Origin of the sequence: Proteus sp. G2675 (assembly GCF_963886535.1) — a bacterium.
GTDB classification, from domain to species: Bacteria; Pseudomonadota; Gammaproteobacteria; order Enterobacterales; family Enterobacteriaceae; genus Proteus; species Proteus mirabilis.
In genome coordinates this window covers 15,308-34,236 of the sequence record NZ_CAWPCB010000037.1, presented here as the reverse complement: position 1 = coordinate 34,236, position 18,929 = coordinate 15,308, and the positions used below count along the sequence as shown (strand labels likewise).

The window sequence follows — 18,929 nt, the reverse complement described above, 5'->3', positions numbered from 1 at the left end:
GACTATTTAGACAATATTTTGTGAACAGGGTGCGCGTATCAGGCGATATTTTAAAGCATGTTTATCTATTTCTTATCCCCTATAATAAGGCAATATTTTCCATTCATTCAATATTCACTATGATGAGGTTTCTACAGCGTGTAGAAACAAAATAATATGTTGCAACAAAATTATCGTCAGTCCGAGCTTTTTGCTATTACTACTATTACAGTCAGTATTGCGGTGATAGGGATTGTTATTGGATTAACTATTCCGATGGTGGCTTTACGGCTAAACTTGGCGGGGATCAGTGAATCTATTATTGGTCTGATTTCAGCCGCACCTGCGATGGGAATGTTAATCATCTCACCCTTTGCACGCTATATTGTGCAATGGCTTGGTAAACGTTTAGCGATGTTATTAGCAACGATTATATCAGCCATTAGTCTATTGCCTTTAATGGGGAGTTTGCCATTAGAATTCCTGTTCCCATTACGACTAATCACCGGGATTGCCAGTGGTGTGATGATCTGTTTGGGGGAGACATGGATCAATGAACTTGTACCGGATAATAAGCGAGGTCGTATTTTAGCGATTTATACGACCGTGTTTACTATCAGCCAGTTGTTAGGCCCTTCAATTATTGCGTTATATGGCGTTGCTGATAAAACGCCGATCTTAATCAGCGTATTGCTTCATATTATCTCTATCGTGCTATTTTTAATGATGGATCAGAAAGTGGGCGATAAATTAGCTAAAGACTCAGAAGAGTCGCACTTTTCTATTCTTCGTTTTATTAAAGTGGCGCCTGCGATATGTGGCGGCATTATCTTTTTTGCATTTTTTGATGGCACAGTGTTGTCTATGTTCCCTATTTATGGGCTAAGTGTTGGTCATAGTGAAGCGATTGCTGCGATGATGATCAGTGCTATTTTGGCGGGAGATGCAATAATGCAAATGCCATTTGGTTGGCTTGCTGATCATATGAATAGAACACGGCTATACCGAATTTGTGGTGTCATTACATTATTAGCAAGCTTATTATTGCCCATTGCTATGCCACATACTTTAGTTATTTGGCCACTATTATTAGTGCTTGGTGCAACGGCGGGAGCCATTTATACCATTGCATTGGTACAAATTGGGCAATACTTTTCAGGAAATGATCTGATGATAGCAAATGCTTCAGCGGCGATGTTATGGGGCATTGGTAATCTTTCCGGTCCCATTTTAGCCGGTGCTATGTCTGAAATCTCTCCATCTGCGTTACCTTTTTTATTGGTGGTTATGACGGGATTATTTTTAGTTTCGACGATGGATCGCTTTAACTTGCATGTCGACACTCTAAATCGTCATACATCATAATTGCATGCTCTTTTTTACCTTATTGTAGGTAAAAGAGGGCGCTATTTTCATTAAATTAGACAATAATTTCCTGCTGTTTTATCACCCATTCAATTATTTTTTCTTTTATTATCTTTATTTTAATAATCAATGCGATACATACTATTCAAAGGTTTTTATTGGTGATTTATTAAGAATAATCCAGAAATAATAAAATGAAATAAGAAAGATTTGCCAAATGGCACTATTTTCATCTAGTTTTATCACAAGGAGGTGTATGTTTTTCAAGCAGAGTGTGATGAATACTGAGTCAATATTATCGCCAAACAAGGGAAGATGCTGTTAAAACAGTAAGTTCAAAAATGATAAAAACATAAGAAATATTTAATTAATATTTATAGTATCAAACCAAGCATTATTAATATAAACATCAATGATATTAATAAAAACAGTTGATTATAAGTACGCTTCACCTTTTAGGGTGATTGCGTTGCTAAAACAGTTTAACCAGAGGAGAAATATATCACTATTCTCCTCTTTTCTTTTTTCTGCGAACACTAGAATGTCTTTTTATGACATTTTTGCTAAAAAAGTATTTTTTTTCTTGATTCTTACCCTAAAAGCACCAGATAATCGTTTGCGTCAAATTCTCTCACTCTATCCACATTAATAAACAAACGTTTGCTTTTTCACTCCTCTGATGATTTTTTACCATTGGAGGTGATAATAATTTTAGACGTAATCGTTTTCGTTGGGGAGGGTGAACTGTTTTTTATGTCAGAGGAATGTAATGTCTGCTAATCAATCAGCAACCACAGGTAAACTGGATAATTATTTTAAGCTTACCGCCCGAGGCACTACGGTTCGTAAAGAGATGATCGCCGGTTTAACAACCTTTTTGGCGATGGTCTATTCCGTTATTGTCGTACCCAGTATGCTAGGGCAAGCGGGGTTCCCCCACACGGCGGTATTTATCGCAACCTGTTTAGTGGCAGGATTTGGTTCTCTGTTAATGGGATTGTGGGCAAATCTACCTATGGCGATTGGTTGTGCCATTTCATTAACGGCATTTACCGCCTTTAGTTTGGTACTTGGTCAACATATCTCTGTACCTGTTGCTTTGGGGGCGGTGTTTTTGATGGGGTGCCTATTTACCCTATTTTCTTTAACAGGGATCAGAACGTGGATCTTAAAAAATATTCCGATTGGTATCGCTCATGGCGCCGGTATTGGTATCGGGCTATTTTTACTTTTGATCGCAGCCAATAGTGTTGGGTTAGTGGTGAAAAATCCATTAGCCGGATTACCTGTTGCGATGGGAGAATTTACTTCTTTTTCAGTATTAATGTCATTGGCCGGTCTTGCTGCTATTTTTGGTCTAGAAAAACGTAAAGTTCCCGGTGGTGTGTTATTAGTCATTATTGCGATTTCGATTATTGGATTGATTTTTGATCCTAACGTGAAATACCAAGGGTTCTTTAAAATGCCACAATTAGGCGAAGAGGGCCTTGCACTATTATTTGCCATGGATATTAAAGGCGCATTACAACCACTTGTTTTACCTAGTGTATTAGCTTTAGTGATGACGGCTATTTTTGATGCGACAGGAACCATTCGCGCAGTGGCGGGACAAGCTAATTTACTTGATAAACGAGGACAAATTATCAATGGTGGTAAAGCGTTAACTTCTGATTCCGTGAGCAGTATATTTGCTGGGGCAATTGGTGCGGCACCTGCAGCAGTATATGTTGAGTCCGCAGCGGGTACTGCGGCTGGTGGTAAAACAGGGCTCACTGCAACCGTGGTCGGTATTCTCTTTTTATTGATCCTCTTTTTATCACCACTATCTTATTTAGTTCCCCCCTATGCGACAGCCCCTGCATTAATGTATGTGGGTTTATTGATGTTAGGTAATGTCACTAAGTTAGATTTTAGTGATTTTGTCGATGCGATGTCAGGTATGGTGTGCGCGGTATTTATCGTATTAACGTGTAATATTGTTACAGGCATTATGTTGGGTTTTGGCTGTTTAGTGATTGGCCGTATTTTTGCCGGTGAGTGGCGTAAACTTAATATTGGTACAGTTCTAATTGCTATTGCTTTAGTGGCATTTTATGCCGGACACTGGGCAATTTAATTAAAATCATCAGGTTTAAACATAAAAAGCGGAATATATTTTTATTCCGCTTTTTTGCTATTTATTTATCTAGTTTTATTCGCTATTGTCGAGGTTAAGACTCATTGTTAATTTTTTGGTAAAATAAATGCATCAGATAGAAATACGACATGGTGAGCCTGAAGATGCTATAGCAATACAGCAATTGTATACACATCCAGACTTATATATTTGTACTTGTCAGTTCCCTTACCCATCAGTCACTATGTGGAAAAAAAGGCTAATTGAATTTTCTGAACAAAATATTCCACATTTTGTTGCTTCTTTTGACGGTCAAATCGCAGGTCATTTAGCGTTGATCATCGACAATCATCCTCGTCGTCGGCATATCGTCAGCTTTGGTATTGGTGTTGGTGCTGAGTTTTCAGGAAAAGGTATAGGTAAAGCACTCATTAATACGGCAATTGATTATGCTTTTAATTGGTTGGCTGCAACACGTATCGAGCTAGAAGTTTATGCTGATAATGAAAGAGGCCTTCATTTGTATAAAAAATTAGGTTTTGAAGTGGAAGGCATTCGTCGTAATGCAGCCTTCAGAGAAGGTAAATATTGTGATGTTGTGATGATGGCTCAGCTAAAAAATATCGAATAACTCTGTAGGGGCTTGACGCTGTTTTCATTTTTCAATGATAGAGCCTATTTTACTTTTTGATCCTCTTAAGAGTATGACTAGAACAGAAAACAGCAATAACAGCATACTTTTTCTTTTTCTGATGCCGTTAATAGATAACACTATGCATTAATATGTTAGCTTTTTTGTAAGATACGATTAATCTTAATTTTATATCATTCTTCATTAGTCGATGTGGGTTCAGTTTAAAATAGGAAAGGTAAAGATAGGCATGGTAGATAAACTTTTATGATGCGTTTCTTTATCATTCAGCAAGGGTTCTTTTCATATCAGGAAAGATGGCAGATTCTTAGATAAAAATAAGCATGTAAGGGTAGCATGGAAATTTTCTTTACTATTTTAATTTTAATATTGGTAGTTTCTGTTTCAGGTGTCATTACCAAAGTTATTCCTTTTCGCATTCCATTACCATTAATCCAGATTGTGATCGGGGCACTTTTGGCTTGGCCTCAGTTTGGTTTACATGTCACCTTTGATCCTGAACTCTTCTTAGTTTTACTGATCCCTCCTTTACTTTTTGTTGATGGATGGAAAACCCCCACACGTGAATTTATCCAAAATGGTCGAGAGATCTTTATCCTTGTGCTGGTTTTGGTAATGGTGACAGTAGTAGGTATTGGTTACCTTATTTACTGGATAATGCCTAGTATTCCACTTATTTCTGCGTTCGCGCTCGCCGCGGTTCTCTCGCCAACTGATGCGGTGGCATTATCCTCGATTGTCGGTAAGGGGCGAATACCGAAGCGGATCATGGGGGTTTTAGAAGGCGAAGCCTTAATGAATGATGCTTCGGGTCTGGTGGCGCTAAAATTTGCCGTTGCTGTGGCTATGGGCACGATGATATTTACCGTGGGTGGCGCAACCTTTGAGTTTTTTAAAGTGGCAATAGGCGGTTTATTAGCGGGTATTGCGGTAACGTTAGTCTATAGTAAATCACTGCGATTGATGAGCCGTTGGAGTGGTGATGATCCTGCCACTCAAATTGTCTTTATGTTGCTGTTGCCTTTTGCTTCTTATTTGATTGCTGAACATATTGGTTTTTCTGGGATCCTTGCTGCCGTGGCCGCAGGTATGACTATCAGTAAATCAGGTGTGATCCGCAATGCACCATTGGCGATGCGCTTGCGTGCAGATAGTGTCTGGTCAATGTTAGAGTTTGTCTTTAACGGACTGGTCTTTATTATGCTGGGTTTACAGCTTCCTGTTATTTGGACAAGCTCGGTTATTCAAGCTGATCTCGATCCTGAAGTTGAAGTATGGATGCTGTTTGCCGCCGTCTTTGTTATCTATTTTGCGTTACTGATTTTACGTTTTACATGGTTATGGCTAATGAAGAAAATCAGCCATCTCTTTATGAAAAAACATCCCCTTGATTTCGCCACTTATACGACGAGAGAATTATGGCTATCTTCTTTTGCCGGGGTACGTGGTGCTATCACCTTAGCCGGTGCGCTCTCTATACCGCTATTTTTAACTGATGGCAGTACTTTCCCTGGGCGCTATCAGATAATCTTTATTGCGGCTGGGGTGATCCTATTATCGATTTTGGTCGGTATTATTTCATTACCTTTCTTACTAAAAGGGATTAAAGCTACCGATAAAGAAGCGGATAAAAATGAAGTACGTTATGCCAAGAAAGTCATGGCAGAAGTCGCTATTGTTAGCCTCAATAAAATGGAAGAGCGTTTAGCTGCAAGTACAGAAGAGCAACTAGATGCGGAAGAAATTAATGAAGTAGCTTCTCGAGTTGCCGGTTATTTAAGACGACGTACCGCGGATCAGGACGAGATGATGCACAATATGTTGGTGGAAGATCTGGAAAGACGTTTTCGCCTAACGGCATTGCGTGCAGAGCGTGGTGAGCTTTATCACTTACGTGCAACGCGTAAAATTAGTAACGAAACACTACAACTTTTGCTTCATGAATTAGATTTAATGGAAGCGCTGTTAGTTGAGAAAGACAGTTAATTATGTGGCTACTGGTTATTACAACGTTGTTATGGGCGGCTTCTTTTAGTCTGATTGGTGAATATCTCGCAGGTCAGGTTGATAGTTGGATCTCAGTATTGATTAGAGTGGTGTTAGCTGCCATTGTCTTTTTGCCTTTCCTACGTTGGAAAGGCATTCGCCTTAAAGTGATTTTATTGTATATGGGAGTAGGCGCATGCCAATTGGGTATTATGTACCTGTTTGTGTTCCACGCTTATAACTATTTAACCGTAGCTGAGTTTTTACTCTTTACTGTATTAACACCACTTTATGTCACCTTAATTTATGATCTACTTGAAAGACAACGTTTACGTTGGGGCTATGCCTTTAGCGCACTACTGGCGGTATTAGGGGCGGCCATTATTCGTTATGATCATCTTAGTGATGACTTCTGGCTGGGATTATTATTGGTTCAGTTAGCCAATATTTTCTTCGCCATAGGACAGGTAGGCTATAAACGATTAATGGAAATGCATCCACTTCCTCAACATCACGCATTCTCTTGGTTTTATATCGGGGCGGTGGTGGTTGTGTTAGTCGGCTCGTTATGTTTTGCCGATTGGCAAAAAATACCGACCACATCGTTACAGTGGGGGGTATTGCTTTGGTTAGGTATTGGCGCTTCTGGAATAGGCTATTTTATGTGGAACTATGGGGCGACACAGGTAGATGCTGGAACCCTTGCGATTATGAATAATATGATGGTTCCAGCGGGATTATTAGTGAACTTCTCTATTTGGCAACAGCACCCTAATTGGCCAAGTTTCATCATAGGCGCGAGCCTGATTGTTGCATCACTTTGGTTCCATCGGCGTTGGATACACCAACCTGTTTTACAAAAGGCAGATGATTAACGGCATGTTGACCTGCTAAGCGTATAAACTCTCGTATTGCCGGTTGATGTTGCTCACCTGTACGGTTAGCTGCATATAGCCGGCTCCATAATCCTTCTCCTAAGGTCTTTGTGACCACTAATCCTTGTTTTTCAAAATTCTCTACGGCCCAGTGCGGCAGTGCCGCTATACCCATTCCTGCTGCCACCATTTGAATAAGAAGTAAGGTGTTATCTACATGTTTAAAATGTGGCGTGATCCCTGCGGGCTGTAAAAAATGACGCCAAATATCAAAACGCTCTCTTTGGACAGGATAGATAAACAGTGTTTCTGAGATCAAATCTTGTGGTTGAATATGTAAGCGATTAGCCAGCGGGTGATCAGGAGACAACACAAGCTTAACTTCATAATCAAACAACGCGGTATAGTGCAGGCGTTGGTTATCCAAGATATCAGAAGTGAGTACGACATCTAATTCTCGTTGTAATAAAGCCGGTTGTGGATCAAAAGTGACACCTGAATGGAAGTCGACATTCACATCCGGCCATGTTTGGCGATATTGCTGTAATGCGGGTGTTAACCATTGAATACAGCTATGGCATTCAATAGCAATATTTAAATGAGCATTACCCGGCTCATTACACTCTTCTATCGCTCGGCGCACAATGGGTAGGACTTCTTGCGCTAATCTTAATAACACTTCGCCTTGTGGTGTAAATCGTAGTGGTTGGCTTTTACGGACAAAAATACGATAACCAAGACGATGCTCTAATTCACTAAACTGGTGAGAGAGCGCGGATTGTGTTTGATGTAACTGATTTGCCGCATTGGCAAGAGAGCCTGTTTGCTTAAGTGCCAATATCGTTTTTAAGTGTTTTATTTCTATCATGAGAAACCTTCAGGTTGTGAATGAAAAATTTGCGCTTGTGGTTTATACACTACCTGTAGATTATGGATGTGTAAACATCTAGACGGCTAAAAACAGGATTTTTTATTATGACAATTCGCAATCACACATTAGGTTTCCCACGTATTGGCTTAAATAGAGAGCTAAAAAAGGCACAAGAGAGCTATTGGGCTGGTGATCTTTCTCAGGCAGAACTTCTGGCAGTTGGTAAAGAATTACGCGCTCGTCATTGGCAACAGCAAGCTAATGCAGGAGTCGAATTATTACCCGTTGGCGATTTTGCTTGGTACGACCAAGTCTTGGGTACTAGTCTCCTATTAGGCAATATACCGCCACGCCATCGTAATGAAGATGGTCGCCTAGATCTTGATACTCTATTTCGAGTGGCGAGAGGCAGAGCACCAACGGGTAAACCTGCGGCCGCCTCAGAAATGACAAAATGGTTTAATACTAACTATCACTATATCGTGCCAGAATTTCAGCAAGGACAATCATTTACACTGGCGTGGCAACAGCTACTGGATGAAGTCGATGAGGCTTTAGCATTAGGCCATAATGTGAAACCGGTACTTTTGGGGCCGATCACCTACTTATGGTTAGGAAAAGTTAAAGGACCTGAGTTTGATAGATTGTCACTGTTAGACGCTATTTTACCTGTTTATCAGCAAGTATTGAGTCAGTTACAGCAAAAAGGTATCGAGTGGGTACAAATTGATGAGCCTGCACTGGTACTTGATTTACCCATTGAGTGGCAAAATGCTTATCAAGTTGCTTATCAAGCATTGACTGGACAGGTTAAACTATTATTGACTACCTATTTTGATGGTATTACTCATCATCTTGATATTATTAAAAACTTACCGGTAAATGGACTACATATTGATCTATGTGCAGGACAGGACGCATTGCAAGTTATACACCAAGCATTGCCTAAAGACTGGGTGTTATCGTTAGGGGTCATTAATGGTCGCAACGTCTGGAAAGCGGATCTAACTACCCGTTATCAACAAGTAGTTGCATTAAAAGGTAAGCGTCCATTATGGATTGGCACATCATGCTCTTTGTTGCATAGTCCAATTGATTTAAGTGCGGAGACTAAGCTTGATGATGAAGTGAAAAGCTGGTTTGCCTTTGCGGTGCAAAAATGTGCAGAAGTGGCGTTACTCGCAAAAGCATTAAATGCACCAGAAGGTGAATATGACGAACAACTTGCCCAATACAGTGCCCCCATTCGTCAACGTGAACACTCTAGTCGTGTACATAATGCAAAAGTGGCCGCACGCTTGCAGGCGATTAATGCACAAGACAGTGAGAGAACATCGCCTTATCAACAACGAGCTAAAGTGCAACGTGCCCGGTTTAATCTCCCTCTGTGGCCAACGACAACCATAGGTTCATTCCCACAAACTACCGAGATCCGCACAGTACGTTTAGACTTTAAAAAAGGGCGTATTGATACCACTGCTTATCGCACTAATATTAGCGAGCATATTAAGCAAGCCATAGATGAACAAGAGCGCTTAGGGCTTGATGTGTTGGTTCATGGTGAAGCTGAGCGTAATGACATGGTTGAATATTTTGGCGAGCATTTTGAAGGTTATGTCTTTACTCAAAATGGCTGGGTACAAAGCTACGGCTCCCGCTGCGTAAAACCGCCGGTGATCATTGGTGATATTAGCCGTCCTGCACCGATTACGGTAGATTGGGCAACTTATGCTCAATCATTAACCGATAAGCCAGTTAAGGGTATGTTAACTGGGCCGGTGACTATTTTATGTTGGTCTTTCCCGCGTGAGGATGTCAGCCGTGAAACTATCGCTAAACAAATTGCGTTAGCGTTACGTGATGAGGTGGATGATTTACAAAAAGCCGGTATCGGTATTATTCAGATAGATGAGCCTGCATTACGCGAAGGATTACCGTTACGTCGTGATGAGTGGCAAGCATACCTAGATTGGGCTGTTGATGCCTTTAAGCTCAGTGCAGCTATCGCTGATGATGAGACACAAATTCATACACATATGTGTTATTGCGAGTTTAATGACATTATGGAGGCGATTGCTGCATTGGATGCGGATGTGATCACCATTGAAACATCACGCTCAGATATGGAGTTATTAGAAGCCTTTGAACATTTTGATTATCCAAATGAAATTGGTCCTGGGGTATACGATATTCATTCGCCTAATGTACCGAATGTAGAATGGATTGTTGGATTGTTAAGAAAAGCGCAATCGCGTATCCCTGCGGAACGTTTATGGGTAAATCCAGATTGTGGTTTAAAAACGCGGGGGTGGAGTGAAACCCGTGCAGCATTGGCAAATATGGTTGAAGCGGCTAAATATTTACGCCAGAACGTATAATAATATTTAAATAATACATTTTAGTAGCCTGTTATTTTGATGTTATCAATATAATAGGCTATTTTTTTCTTATTAATCAAAAATGTTTATTAATAGGTAAATAAAAATAAGAGATAATCTTATTATTGATATTTTTTAATATTGCTATACTGCACAAAACTTAATTTTATGGATATAGATATTGTGCAAAATGGTATTCACCTGTCAGAAAAAATATTAAATGCATTTCCTACTCGAGCTTTAACATTATCTCCATTAAAAGGGGATGGCGGTTTATTCCGTACCTTATTTTTAGTGATTGCAATGTTAGGGATGACAGTATTTAGTGCTTATCAAATTCCTAATATTGTTTATGATTATCAAATTAGTAAAAACCCCGTGTTTATTGATGCCGATGTTGATGGCTCTTGCCGTTCAAAACTATTTGTTTTAACCAATTGTAGTGTTGACTTACGCTATAAAAGTAACGAGGTTTCACGAAATTTTACTTTTCTTGATTTTGGCAATAAAGATATATTGGTTGAGCCAGTAGCAGATGAAAACGATCTGACTAAAATGACCGTCGATGTGGCAATTGATAATATTTGGTTACGCTTAATTAGTGCATTAGTTTTTACTGCATTATTTGCTTTTTGCGTGATCTTTTTCATTTATCGTCAAATGATCAGCAATAAAGTCAAAAAAGCATTGCTTTCAGTAGGCACCAAACCTTTAAAATTAACGGCTATCCCTGCTAAGGTCGTTGTGAGTAATAAACAATTTATTGCTACTTATAAAACCAATGTTGCCGGAAAAGAGACTTCAATTACTTATTCAGGTAATAAGAAAACGCCACCCATTACATTAGAAATGGAAGGCAAAACTTATGTTTTGGCGGTGTACGAGCCACAACAAAATATTCCTTATGTATTAGATGTTCCTTTAGCTCGAATTCAAGCAACAGAAGAAGAAAAACAACGTTTTCATGAGGCATTAATAGAGGAAGGTATTCTCTAATTACGCTTTAATGCAGTGATGAGAGCGATTGATTATAGAAAGCAAGATGGCTATTGCGCTTGATTGGTTAAGAAACAATAGCGCCATAGCCATCATTCAATTTATTAGCCACCAAAGATTTTTGCTTTAAGTATATCCATACCGGCGCTCATTAAATCTAACTCTTTGGGGATAACACCTTCTGGCGTGAGTTTATCAACCAATTTGGGCAAATATTGTGCAGCCATATCAGAGGCTTCAGCGGTATTCATATTGATCTTTGCAGCCAATTCATTAATCACTGGCGATGAAAAAACTTGTACGATTTGCTCGGCATTAATAGGTAAATTACTGCCTGTGCTAATCCAAGATTGGATCAGTTCACTTAATCCTGCGCTATTAAACTGTTTAACCAAGCCTTCAATTCCCCCTTGGGTTTCTACCCATTCGAGTACTGTTTTGAATTGATTAATTTTCTCACCGCCCAACAGGCTTGCGATTTGGTTAAATAAGCTCATGCTTGCTCCAATAACTATCAACGCATTATTACGTTATATTGAGATGTTAATTTTAAAGGCGAGTAGTGTACGTGAAGTTAGTATCTTCATCTATACTCAAGTGATATTTATCCGACTAAGCAAGAATAGAATGCAGGATTTTATTACGCCAAAGCGATATTGATAATGCCGCCACGGCGTCACTATTTGACATTGTTATTTGTGATAACTATCACGTTTTTATGAAATTGTTACTTTTTTTATTACCTGACAGGTGATGTCAGTCACTAAAAAGGTCTAAAAAACTGATAAAGTAACACTTAATTTAATGAACATTGGTTTTGTCCCATTGAGGAGTCCGATATGTCTGATGTATTTCACTTAGGTTTAACCAAAAATGACCTACAGGGTGCCACTTTAGCAATTGTTCCAGGTGATCCTAAGCGTGTTGAAAAAATTGCCAAATTAATGGATAACCCAGTTCATCTGGCCTCTTTACGTGAGTACACCTCATGGCGTGGTGAAATTGATGGAAAAGCAGTGATCGTTTGTTCTACAGGGATCGGTGGTCCATCAACCTCAATTGCAGTGGAAGAATTAGCACAATTAGGTATTCGTACTTTCTTACGTATTGGTACAACGGGCGCTATTCAAGAGCACATCAATGTTGGTGACATCTTAGTAACCACAGCAGCGGTTCGTTTAGATGGCGCAAGTTTGCACTTTGCACCAATGGAATTCCCTGCAGTGTCTGACTTTGAATGTATGAATGCACTGTATAAAGCGGCTAAAGACAATGGTTCAACGGTTCACGTTGGTGTTACAGCCTCTTCTGATACCTTCTACCCAGGCCAAGAGCGTTACGACACCTATACAGGTCGAGTCGTTCGTCGTTTTAAAGGCTCTATGAAAGAGTGGCAAGAAATGGGTGTGATGAACTATGAAATGGAATCCGCTACATTATTAACCATGTGTGCAAGCCAAGGCTTACGTGCAGGTATGGTTGCAGGCGTTATTGTTAACCGTACTCAACAAGAGATCCCCGATGCTGAATTACTGAAGAAAACTGAAAATAATGCATTAGGTATCGTGATTGAAGCTGCTCGCACTTTAATGAAATAAGTTTTCTAAATGAAATACTAAAGCCTTTAATACATTGGTGTATTAAAGGCTTTTTTTGTGCGGTAATTCATCATGTTAATATGTCAACCGTCATAGATTTCTGTTAAGGTCTTGATGGTCTTAACAATACAACAATGAGAAGAGGCATTATGACTGATATCTTACAAACACATCCTTCGGTGTTGCCTTTAACAGGTGGGATTAACTTTCGTGATCTAGGGGGAAAAAAGCTCAGTAATGGCGGTATTATCAAACCCGGCTTACTCTTTCGCTCCGGTTCACTGGATAGATTAACGGATACCGATCAAGCGCTTCTTATTGATAAAAATCTTTTTCAAATCTTAGACTATCGTGACACAGGTGAAATTGTTGATAAGCCGGATCGAGTATGGGAAGGGGCACAATATTACCATGCTCCAGCCAATCCATTATCGAAAGAAGTGTCAGCTAACCTTGAAAAACTCACCCCAGAAATACTGGAACAGTTTGATGCTAAAGCATTTATGTTTCAGCTATATAAATTACTACCTATTAATAATCCGGCTTATAAACAGTTGGCAACGTTGTTGAAGCAACCAGAAAAAGGCGGTGTCATACAACATTGTGCAGTAGGTAAAGATAGAACGGGGGTGGGCTCTGCTTTAGTTCTATTTGCCTTAGGGGCCTCATTAGATGTGGTGATGGAAGATTACTTACTCACCAATGAAACATTAGCGCCTTTCCGCGCTTATCTTTTAGAAGAGCATGCTAAAACACTGAGTGAAAATGTGGTGAATAAATTTGCGTATGTTTATTCAGTACAAGAAGAGTTCCTGCAAACAGCCCTTGCCAGTATTAATCAACACTATGGCAATATCGATACTTGGCTTGAAAAAGATATTGGCTTGGATGCGCAAAGTAGAGAAAGCTTACAAAACTATTTTCTCGAATAGTGAAGTGATTTATATTCGGTTAAAGATGTTGTGCTTTTTTACTGAAATTAACCGAATTTAAGGTCTCTATTGTGACAGTACAAGACATTATTCATACCATCACTCTGTTTGTAAAAGAGCACGAAATATGGGCTGTGCCTATCGTGTTCTTACTCGCATTTGGTGAGTCACTTGCCTTTATCTCGTTATTAATACCTGCCACTGTTATCCTATTAGGCCTAGGAGCATTAATAGGTGAAAGTGGTCTACTCTTTTGGCCAATTTGGCTTGCCGCCGCCCTAGGCGCTTTTTTTGGTGATTGGATCTCCTATTGGGTGGGTTATCACTATAAAGAAGGGGTAAGAAACTTATGGCCGATTTCTCGCTCACCGCAGACCTTGGTAAGAGGGCATCAATTTTTTAATCGCTGGGGTGTTTGGGGGGTATTTATTGGGCGATTTTTTGGGCCTTTTCGGGCAATAGTGCCTTTAGTTGCGGGGATTTGTGCTATGCCACAACGCTATTTTCAGCTGGCGAATTTGGCTTCTGCGATGATCTGGGCATTTGGTATTCTGGCTCCAGGGGCGTTTGGCCTGCAATGGCTGGCGAAATGGATAGGATAATTGCGTCCTTTATCGCAAATCAGCGTATGATGTAAATTGTTGCTAGACAATGTTACTGATGCGTTTTAACGTAGCCCGCTAGAAAATAAAAAGGTTACTTGAGTGGATATTCAGTTGTTATACGGGATCATCGGTTTATTAGGCGGTGTTTTGGTGGGGGGGATCGCCGTTTGGTGGCTTATCCAACAACGCTTAGCCGAAAAAGAAAACCTATTACGTGAAAATTATACTCAGCTTGCGGTTGCACAACAAAAAGCATTGGTGATCCCTTCTTTACAACAACAGATAGCGCACTTAGAGCAAGAGTTACGTGCACAACGTGAAATAATTACTTCTCAAGAAGCCGAATTAAGGGAAGTGACCACGCGTTGGGAAGAGAGCCGAATATCCGCTGAAGAGAAACAGCGTTTACTGCTTAATAGTGAACAACGACTAGCCACTCAGTTTGAAAATCTGGCTAACCGCATTTTTGAGCAAAGTGGACGTAAAGCGCAAGAGCTTAATCGTCAAGGTTTAACCCATCTCCTTTCTCCATTTCGAGAGCAACTAGAGAGTTTTCGTCGGCAGGTACAAGAAGGTTTTGGACAAGAAGCGCGAGAAAGGCATACACTGGTACATGAAATTCGCCAACTGCAACAACTCAATGTCAAAATGGCGCAAGAAGCCGTTAATCTGACTAATGCCTTAAAAGGGGATAATAAAATCCAAGGCAACTGGGGAGAAACGGTATTAGCGCGGATCTTAGAGTCATCTGGTTTACGCGAAGGGCACGAGTTTGAAACTCAAGTCAGTATTCGCCATGAAAATGGCAGTCGTTATCAACCCGATGTGATTGTGCATTTACCGCATCGTCGAGATGTGATTATTGATGCTAAAATGTCGCTGATTGCTTATGAAAGATACTTTAATAGCAGTGATGAAAATGAACAAAAACAAGCGCTGCATGCTCATGTGAACTCTATCAGAGCGCACATTAAAGGCTTAAGTCTCAAAGATTATCATAAGCTACCGGGAGTGACTTCGTTAGACTACGTTTTAATGTTTATACCGATAGAGCCTGCTTACCTCGTTGCTATTGGTCATTCTCCAGATTTATTAGAAGAAGCATTGAAAAATAATATAATGTTGGTTGGGCCATCTACTTTACTTGTTGCTTTGCGTACAATAGCCGCATTGTGGCGTTATGAATACCAAAGCCAAAATGCGCAAGAAATTGCTGATAGAGCGGCTAAAATGTATGACAAATTAAGACTTTTCGTTGATGATATGCAAGGGCTAGGTAATAGCATTCAAAAAGCGCAATCGGGCTATCTATTAGCGATGAAAAAACTCTCTGAAGGTCGTGGAAACCTTATCAGCCAAGCAGAAGGCTTTAAATCCTTAGGGGTTGAGATAAAAAAGACCATTGATAATGATCTGGTTGAAAAATCAGCTTCTGATTGATTTACATAAATAAAAATAGCGGTTTCCGGGCAAGAAATGTACTGAATTTACTAAATTTTGATTAATTAGCGGGCAAATAATATGACTCAACAATCTAAGGAAACAACAGATTTTGGTTTCCAAACCGTTGACAAAGATGAAAAACAAACCATGGTGGCCAAGGTTTTTCACTCTGTTGCATCTAAATACGATTTAATGAATGACTTAATGTCTTTTGGCATCCATCGTGTCTGGAAACGCTATACCATTGAGGCAAGTGGTGTAAGACGTAATCAACGTGTACTTGACTTGGCAGGTGGAACCGGCGATTTAACGGCAAAATTCTCTCGTTTAGTAGGAGAGAATGGTGAAGTGGTTTTAGCTGATATCAATGACTCCATGTTAAAAATGGGACGTGAGAAACTGCGTGATCACGGTATTGTTGGTAATGTCAGTTATGTACAAGCGAATGCAGAAGAGCTGCCATTCCCTGATGATTACTTTGACTGTATCACTATCTCGTTCGGTTTACGTAATGTGACTGATAAAGCCAAAGCGTTACGTTCTATGTTCCGTGTGCTAAAACCCGGTGGACGTCTATTAGTCCTTGAATTCTCTAAACCCGTTCTTGATCCGCTAAGTAAGATTTATGATGCTTACTCTTTCCATATATTACCAAGAATTGGTCAAGTGATTGTGAATGATGCAGATAGCTATCGCTATTTAACCGAATCCATTCGCATGCACCCAGACCAAGAAACATTAAAAGGAATGATGGAAGAAGCTGGGTTTGATCAGGTTTCCTATACCAATATGACTGGAGGTATAGTTGCATTACACAAAGGGTTTAAATTCTAAGATGGAAAAAGCCACTTTTTCTCATGATATTGCTTCTCAAGTGCTCTATCCACTGATAACTGCATCGATGGAAACGGCACTTAATCATGTTTTATATCAGGAAAATGTGCTTAAACCTGCCCGCAATCGCCTTGCGGGCAAAGTCTTGGCGCTTTCTATTAATGAGTTTCCTCAATCTATCTATTTAATTTTCAGCGAACAGCAAGTTGATGTGTTAACTCAATGGAATGATGAGACTGATTGCACGATAAAAACTAAATTATTAACCTTAATTAAACTCACTGACCGACAAAAGTTGTCTGAATTAATTAATCGTGGTGATATTACCATTGAAGGCGATATGCAGGTGGTACAAAACTGGTCTGCCTTGCTGGATATGGCACCCTGGGAGCCTGCGCAATATTTAGCGCCTTATATTGGTGATTTGGCTGCAGAAGGATTATCGCTTGCAGCAAGTAAAGGGCTCAAATTATTCACTACACTATTTGGCCGACAAAAAGCTTATTTAAGAGACGCTTTGATTGAAGAGTGGAAAACCGCCCCCTCAACATTAGAGACTGTCCATTTTTATGATGAAATAGAACAACTGGCACAGCAAACAGCCGAATTAGAAAAACGGTTAAGCACCTTGGAGAAAAAATAATGCTCCTCAGTGAGTTAAAGCGCCTTTATCATATTATTAAAGTCTTCTTATCTTATGGGCTTGATGAGTTAATTCCTAAACATCGAATTACCTTGCCGGCAAGATTGGGGTGCCGAGCACTATTTTGGATCAAAAATCAGCATGCCGATAAACCATTAGGTGAACGCTTACGACTTGCATTACAAACATTAGGGCCTGTTTGGATAAAACTGGGTCAAATGTTATCGACTCGACGTGATCTTTTTCCTCCTCATATCGCTGATCAGTTGGCGTTACTGCAAGATAAAGTAGCTCCTTTTGATGGTAAAAAAGCGCGACAATATATTGAAAAATCATTTGGTGGCCCTATCGATAAATGGTTTGATGATTTTGACGAAACACCTCTTGCTTCTGCGTCAATTGCACAAGTCCATACCGCTACATTGAAAGAAAATGGTAAAGAAGTGGTATTAAAGGTGATCCGTCCTGATATTCAGCCTGTTATTAAAGCGGATATTCGTTTGATGTATCGGTTAGCGAATTTATTGCCATTTTTACCCGATGGGCGTCGGTTACGGCCTAAAGAAGTGATCCGCGAATATGAAAAAACATTACTTGATGAGCTAAACCTATTACGTGAAGCGGCAAATGCCATTCAATTGCGTCGTAACTTTGAAAATAGCTCTATGCTTTATATTCCGGAAGTGTATTCGGATTATTGCCATGAAAATGTAATGGTGATGGAGCGTATTTATGGTATTCCTGTTTCAGATATTGATGCGTTAAATGCCCAAAATACCAATATGAAGCTATTGGCAGAGCGTGGGGTTAAAGTCTTTTTTACTCAAGTATTTAGAGACAGTTTTTTCCATGCAGATATGCATCCGGGTAATGTATTTATCAGTTATGATCATCCGGAAAACCCATACTATATTGGCATTGACTGTGGTATTGTCGGCTCACTGAATAAAGAAGATAAACGTTATTTAGCGGAAAACTTCTTAGCATTCTTTAATCGTGACTATCGTCGTGTGGCTGAGTTACACGTTGATTCTGGTTGGGTACCTGCTGATACCAATGTAGAAGATTTTGAATTTGCTATTCGCACAGTGTGTGAGCCAATCTTTGAAAAACCCTTGTCAGAAATTTCTTTTGGGCATGTGCTACTGAATCTTTTTAATACGGCTCGTCGTTTTAATATGGAAGTACAACCGCAATTGGTTTTACTGCAAAAAACTTTGTTGTATGTTGAAGGCTTAGGTCGTCAGCTTTATCCACAGCTTGATCTTTGGAAAACGGCAAAACCTTTCTTAGAAGATTGGCTACATAGTCAAATTGGTATTACTGCGTTGGTAAATGGTATCAAAAGTAAGGCGCCTTACTGGATTGAAAAGATGCCTGAATTGCCTGAATTGGTTTATGATAGCCTGAAACAACACAAAAATATGAAGTTAACGCTAGAAAAATTGACGGAACAAATAAGTTCACAGAGAGTCAAACAAAGACAGTCCTATTTTTTATTGGGTATGGGAACAACGCTATTTTTATGCGGTAGCCTGTTTTTTGTTTCTGGTTTTAAAACATTATTTAGTGTTTTTATCAGTTTAGGCCTTCTCGCATGGATTTGGGGCTGGTTTAAATCAGGTAATGCACAATAAAAACACATCAAAGTTTGTC

Annotated in this window: 16 protein-coding genes; 14 read left to right on the top strand and 2 right to left on the bottom strand. The window is 39.7% G+C overall.

The window, feature by feature from the left end; translation table 11 throughout:
- Positions 1–156: 156 nt before the first annotated feature.
- From AACQ49_RS12245 to AACQ49_RS12225, 5 genes are all read left to right on the top strand, one after another.
- A complete protein-coding gene (locus AACQ49_RS12245; RefSeq protein ID WP_004246137.1) occupies positions 157–1,344 on the top strand; it encodes an MFS transporter in 1,188 nt (395 codons plus the stop codon).
- A gap of 769 nt (positions 1,345–2,113) precedes the next feature.
- On the top strand, positions 2,114–3,460 hold the full coding sequence (locus tag AACQ49_RS12240) for an NCS2 family permease (protein ID WP_004246136.1): 1,347 nt from the start codon (positions 2,114–2,116) through the stop codon (positions 3,458–3,460).
- A gap of 127 nt (positions 3,461–3,587) precedes the next feature.
- Positions 3,588–4,091 (top strand): GNAT family N-acetyltransferase, encoded by a 504-nt coding sequence (locus AACQ49_RS12235; protein ID WP_004246135.1) that lies wholly within the window; start codon positions 3,588–3,590, stop codon positions 4,089–4,091.
- Between the two features lie 357 nt (positions 4,092–4,448).
- Positions 4,449–6,098: a Na+/H+ antiporter gene (locus AACQ49_RS12230; protein WP_004246134.1), complete on the top strand. Its 1,650-nt coding sequence runs from the start codon at positions 4,449–4,451 to the stop codon at positions 6,096–6,098.
- 2 nt (positions 6,099–6,100) lie between these two features.
- Positions 6,101–6,973 carry a carboxylate/amino acid/amine transporter gene (locus tag AACQ49_RS12225; RefSeq protein WP_012368786.1) on the top strand — a complete coding sequence of 291 codons (873 nt, stop codon included), beginning with the start codon at positions 6,101–6,103 and terminating at the stop codon, positions 6,971–6,973.
- Here the strand turns inward: AACQ49_RS12225 and metR are convergent.
- The gene (gene metR, locus AACQ49_RS12220) at positions 6,888–7,841 is read right to left on the bottom strand and encodes an HTH-type transcriptional regulator MetR (protein WP_004246132.1); all 954 of its coding nucleotides are present in this window, start codon (positions 7,839–7,841) and stop codon (positions 6,888–6,890) included. The two genes, AACQ49_RS12225 and metR, sit on opposite strands and share 86 nt — an antisense overlap.
- A 107-nt stretch (positions 7,842–7,948) precedes the next feature.
- Here metR and metE point away from each other — a divergent pair, with 107 nt between their 5' ends.
- Both metE and AACQ49_RS12210 read left to right on the top strand, forming a co-directional pair.
- The gene (gene metE / locus AACQ49_RS12215) at positions 7,949–10,222 is read left to right on the top strand and encodes a 5-methyltetrahydropteroyltriglutamate--homocysteine S-methyltransferase (RefSeq protein ID WP_004246131.1); all 2,274 of its coding nucleotides are present in this window, start codon (positions 7,949–7,951) and stop codon (positions 10,220–10,222) included.
- A gap of 168 nt (positions 10,223–10,390) precedes the next feature.
- Positions 10,391–11,218, top strand: coding sequence for a hypothetical protein (locus AACQ49_RS12210; protein ID WP_161779059.1), 828 nt, complete (start codon positions 10,391–10,393; stop codon positions 11,216–11,218).
- Positions 11,219–11,322: 104 nt separating this feature from the next.
- Here the strand turns inward: AACQ49_RS12210 and AACQ49_RS12205 are convergent, their stop codons facing one another.
- Positions 11,323–11,715, bottom strand: coding sequence for a YidB family protein (locus AACQ49_RS12205; RefSeq protein WP_004249529.1), 393 nt, complete (start codon positions 11,713–11,715; stop codon positions 11,323–11,325).
- A 342-nt stretch (positions 11,716–12,057) separates the two neighbouring features.
- Here AACQ49_RS12205 and udp point away from each other — a divergent pair, with 342 nt between their 5' ends.
- From udp to ubiB, 7 genes are all read left to right on the top strand, one after another.
- Positions 12,058–12,816 (top strand): uridine phosphorylase, encoded by a 759-nt coding sequence (gene udp, locus AACQ49_RS12200; RefSeq protein WP_004246127.1) that lies wholly within the window; start codon positions 12,058–12,060, stop codon positions 12,814–12,816.
- Positions 12,817–12,965: 149 nt separating this feature from the next.
- A complete protein-coding gene (locus AACQ49_RS12195; RefSeq protein WP_004249528.1) occupies positions 12,966–13,748 on the top strand; it encodes a tyrosine-protein phosphatase in 783 nt (260 codons plus the stop codon).
- A 71-nt stretch (positions 13,749–13,819) separates the two neighbouring features.
- Complete coding sequence (locus AACQ49_RS12190) at positions 13,820–14,350, top strand: DedA family protein (RefSeq protein ID WP_004246124.1); 531 nt, start codon at positions 13,820–13,822, stop codon at positions 14,348–14,350.
- A 102-nt stretch (positions 14,351–14,452) separates the two neighbouring features.
- Positions 14,453–15,793, top strand: a complete 1,341-nt coding sequence (gene rmuC, locus AACQ49_RS12185; protein ID WP_004246122.1) for a DNA recombination protein RmuC — start codon at positions 14,453–14,455, stop codon at positions 15,791–15,793.
- Positions 15,794–15,874: 81 nt separating this feature from the next.
- Complete coding sequence (gene ubiE, locus AACQ49_RS12180; protein WP_004246121.1) at positions 15,875–16,630, top strand: bifunctional demethylmenaquinone methyltransferase/2-methoxy-6-polyprenyl-1,4-benzoquinol methylase UbiE; 756 nt, start codon at positions 15,875–15,877, stop codon at positions 16,628–16,630.
- A 1-nt stretch (position 16,631) separates the two neighbouring features.
- Complete coding sequence (locus AACQ49_RS12175; protein ID WP_004246120.1) at positions 16,632–17,273, top strand: ubiquinone biosynthesis accessory factor UbiJ; 642 nt, start codon at positions 16,632–16,634, stop codon at positions 17,271–17,273.
- On the top strand, positions 17,273–18,910 hold the full coding sequence (gene ubiB, locus AACQ49_RS12170; RefSeq protein WP_004246119.1) for a ubiquinone biosynthesis regulatory protein kinase UbiB: 1,638 nt from the start codon (positions 17,273–17,275) through the stop codon (positions 18,908–18,910). Before AACQ49_RS12175 ends, ubiB begins: the two co-directional genes overlap by 1 nt.
- Positions 18,911–18,929 lie beyond the last annotated feature (19 nt).

Bases quoted from the DNA above. Each gene is read 5' to 3' on its own strand.
- AACQ49_RS12245 (WP_004246137.1), top strand. From the start codon at position 157: ATGTTGCAACAAAATTATCGTCAGTCCGAGCTTTTTGCTATTACTACT.
- AACQ49_RS12240 (WP_004246136.1), top strand. From the start codon at position 2,114: ATGTCTGCTAATCAATCAGCAACCACAGGTAAACTGGATAATTATTTT.
- AACQ49_RS12235 (WP_004246135.1), top strand. From the start codon at position 3,588: ATGCATCAGATAGAAATACGACATGGTGAGCCTGAAGATGCTATAGCA.
- AACQ49_RS12230 (WP_004246134.1), top strand. From the start codon at position 4,449: ATGGAAATTTTCTTTACTATTTTAATTTTAATATTGGTAGTTTCTGTT.
- AACQ49_RS12225 (WP_012368786.1), top strand. From the start codon at position 6,101: ATGTGGCTACTGGTTATTACAACGTTGTTATGGGCGGCTTCTTTTAGT.
- metR (WP_004246132.1), bottom strand. From the start codon at position 7,841: ATGATAGAAATAAAACACTTAAAAACGATATTGGCACTTAAGCAAACA.
- metE (WP_004246131.1), top strand. From the start codon at position 7,949: ATGACAATTCGCAATCACACATTAGGTTTCCCACGTATTGGCTTAAAT.
- AACQ49_RS12210 (WP_161779059.1), top strand. From the start codon at position 10,391: ATGGATATAGATATTGTGCAAAATGGTATTCACCTGTCAGAAAAAATA.
- AACQ49_RS12205 (WP_004249529.1), bottom strand. From the start codon at position 11,715: ATGAGCTTATTTAACCAAATCGCAAGCCTGTTGGGCGGTGAGAAAATT.
- udp (WP_004246127.1), top strand. From the start codon at position 12,058: ATGTCTGATGTATTTCACTTAGGTTTAACCAAAAATGACCTACAGGGT.
- AACQ49_RS12195 (WP_004249528.1), top strand. From the start codon at position 12,966: ATGACTGATATCTTACAAACACATCCTTCGGTGTTGCCTTTAACAGGT.
- ubiE (WP_004246121.1), top strand. From the start codon at position 15,875: ATGACTCAACAATCTAAGGAAACAACAGATTTTGGTTTCCAAACCGTT.
- AACQ49_RS12175 (WP_004246120.1), top strand. From the start codon at position 16,632: ATGGAAAAAGCCACTTTTTCTCATGATATTGCTTCTCAAGTGCTCTAT.
- ubiB (WP_004246119.1), top strand. From the start codon at position 17,273: ATGCTCCTCAGTGAGTTAAAGCGCCTTTATCATATTATTAAAGTCTTC.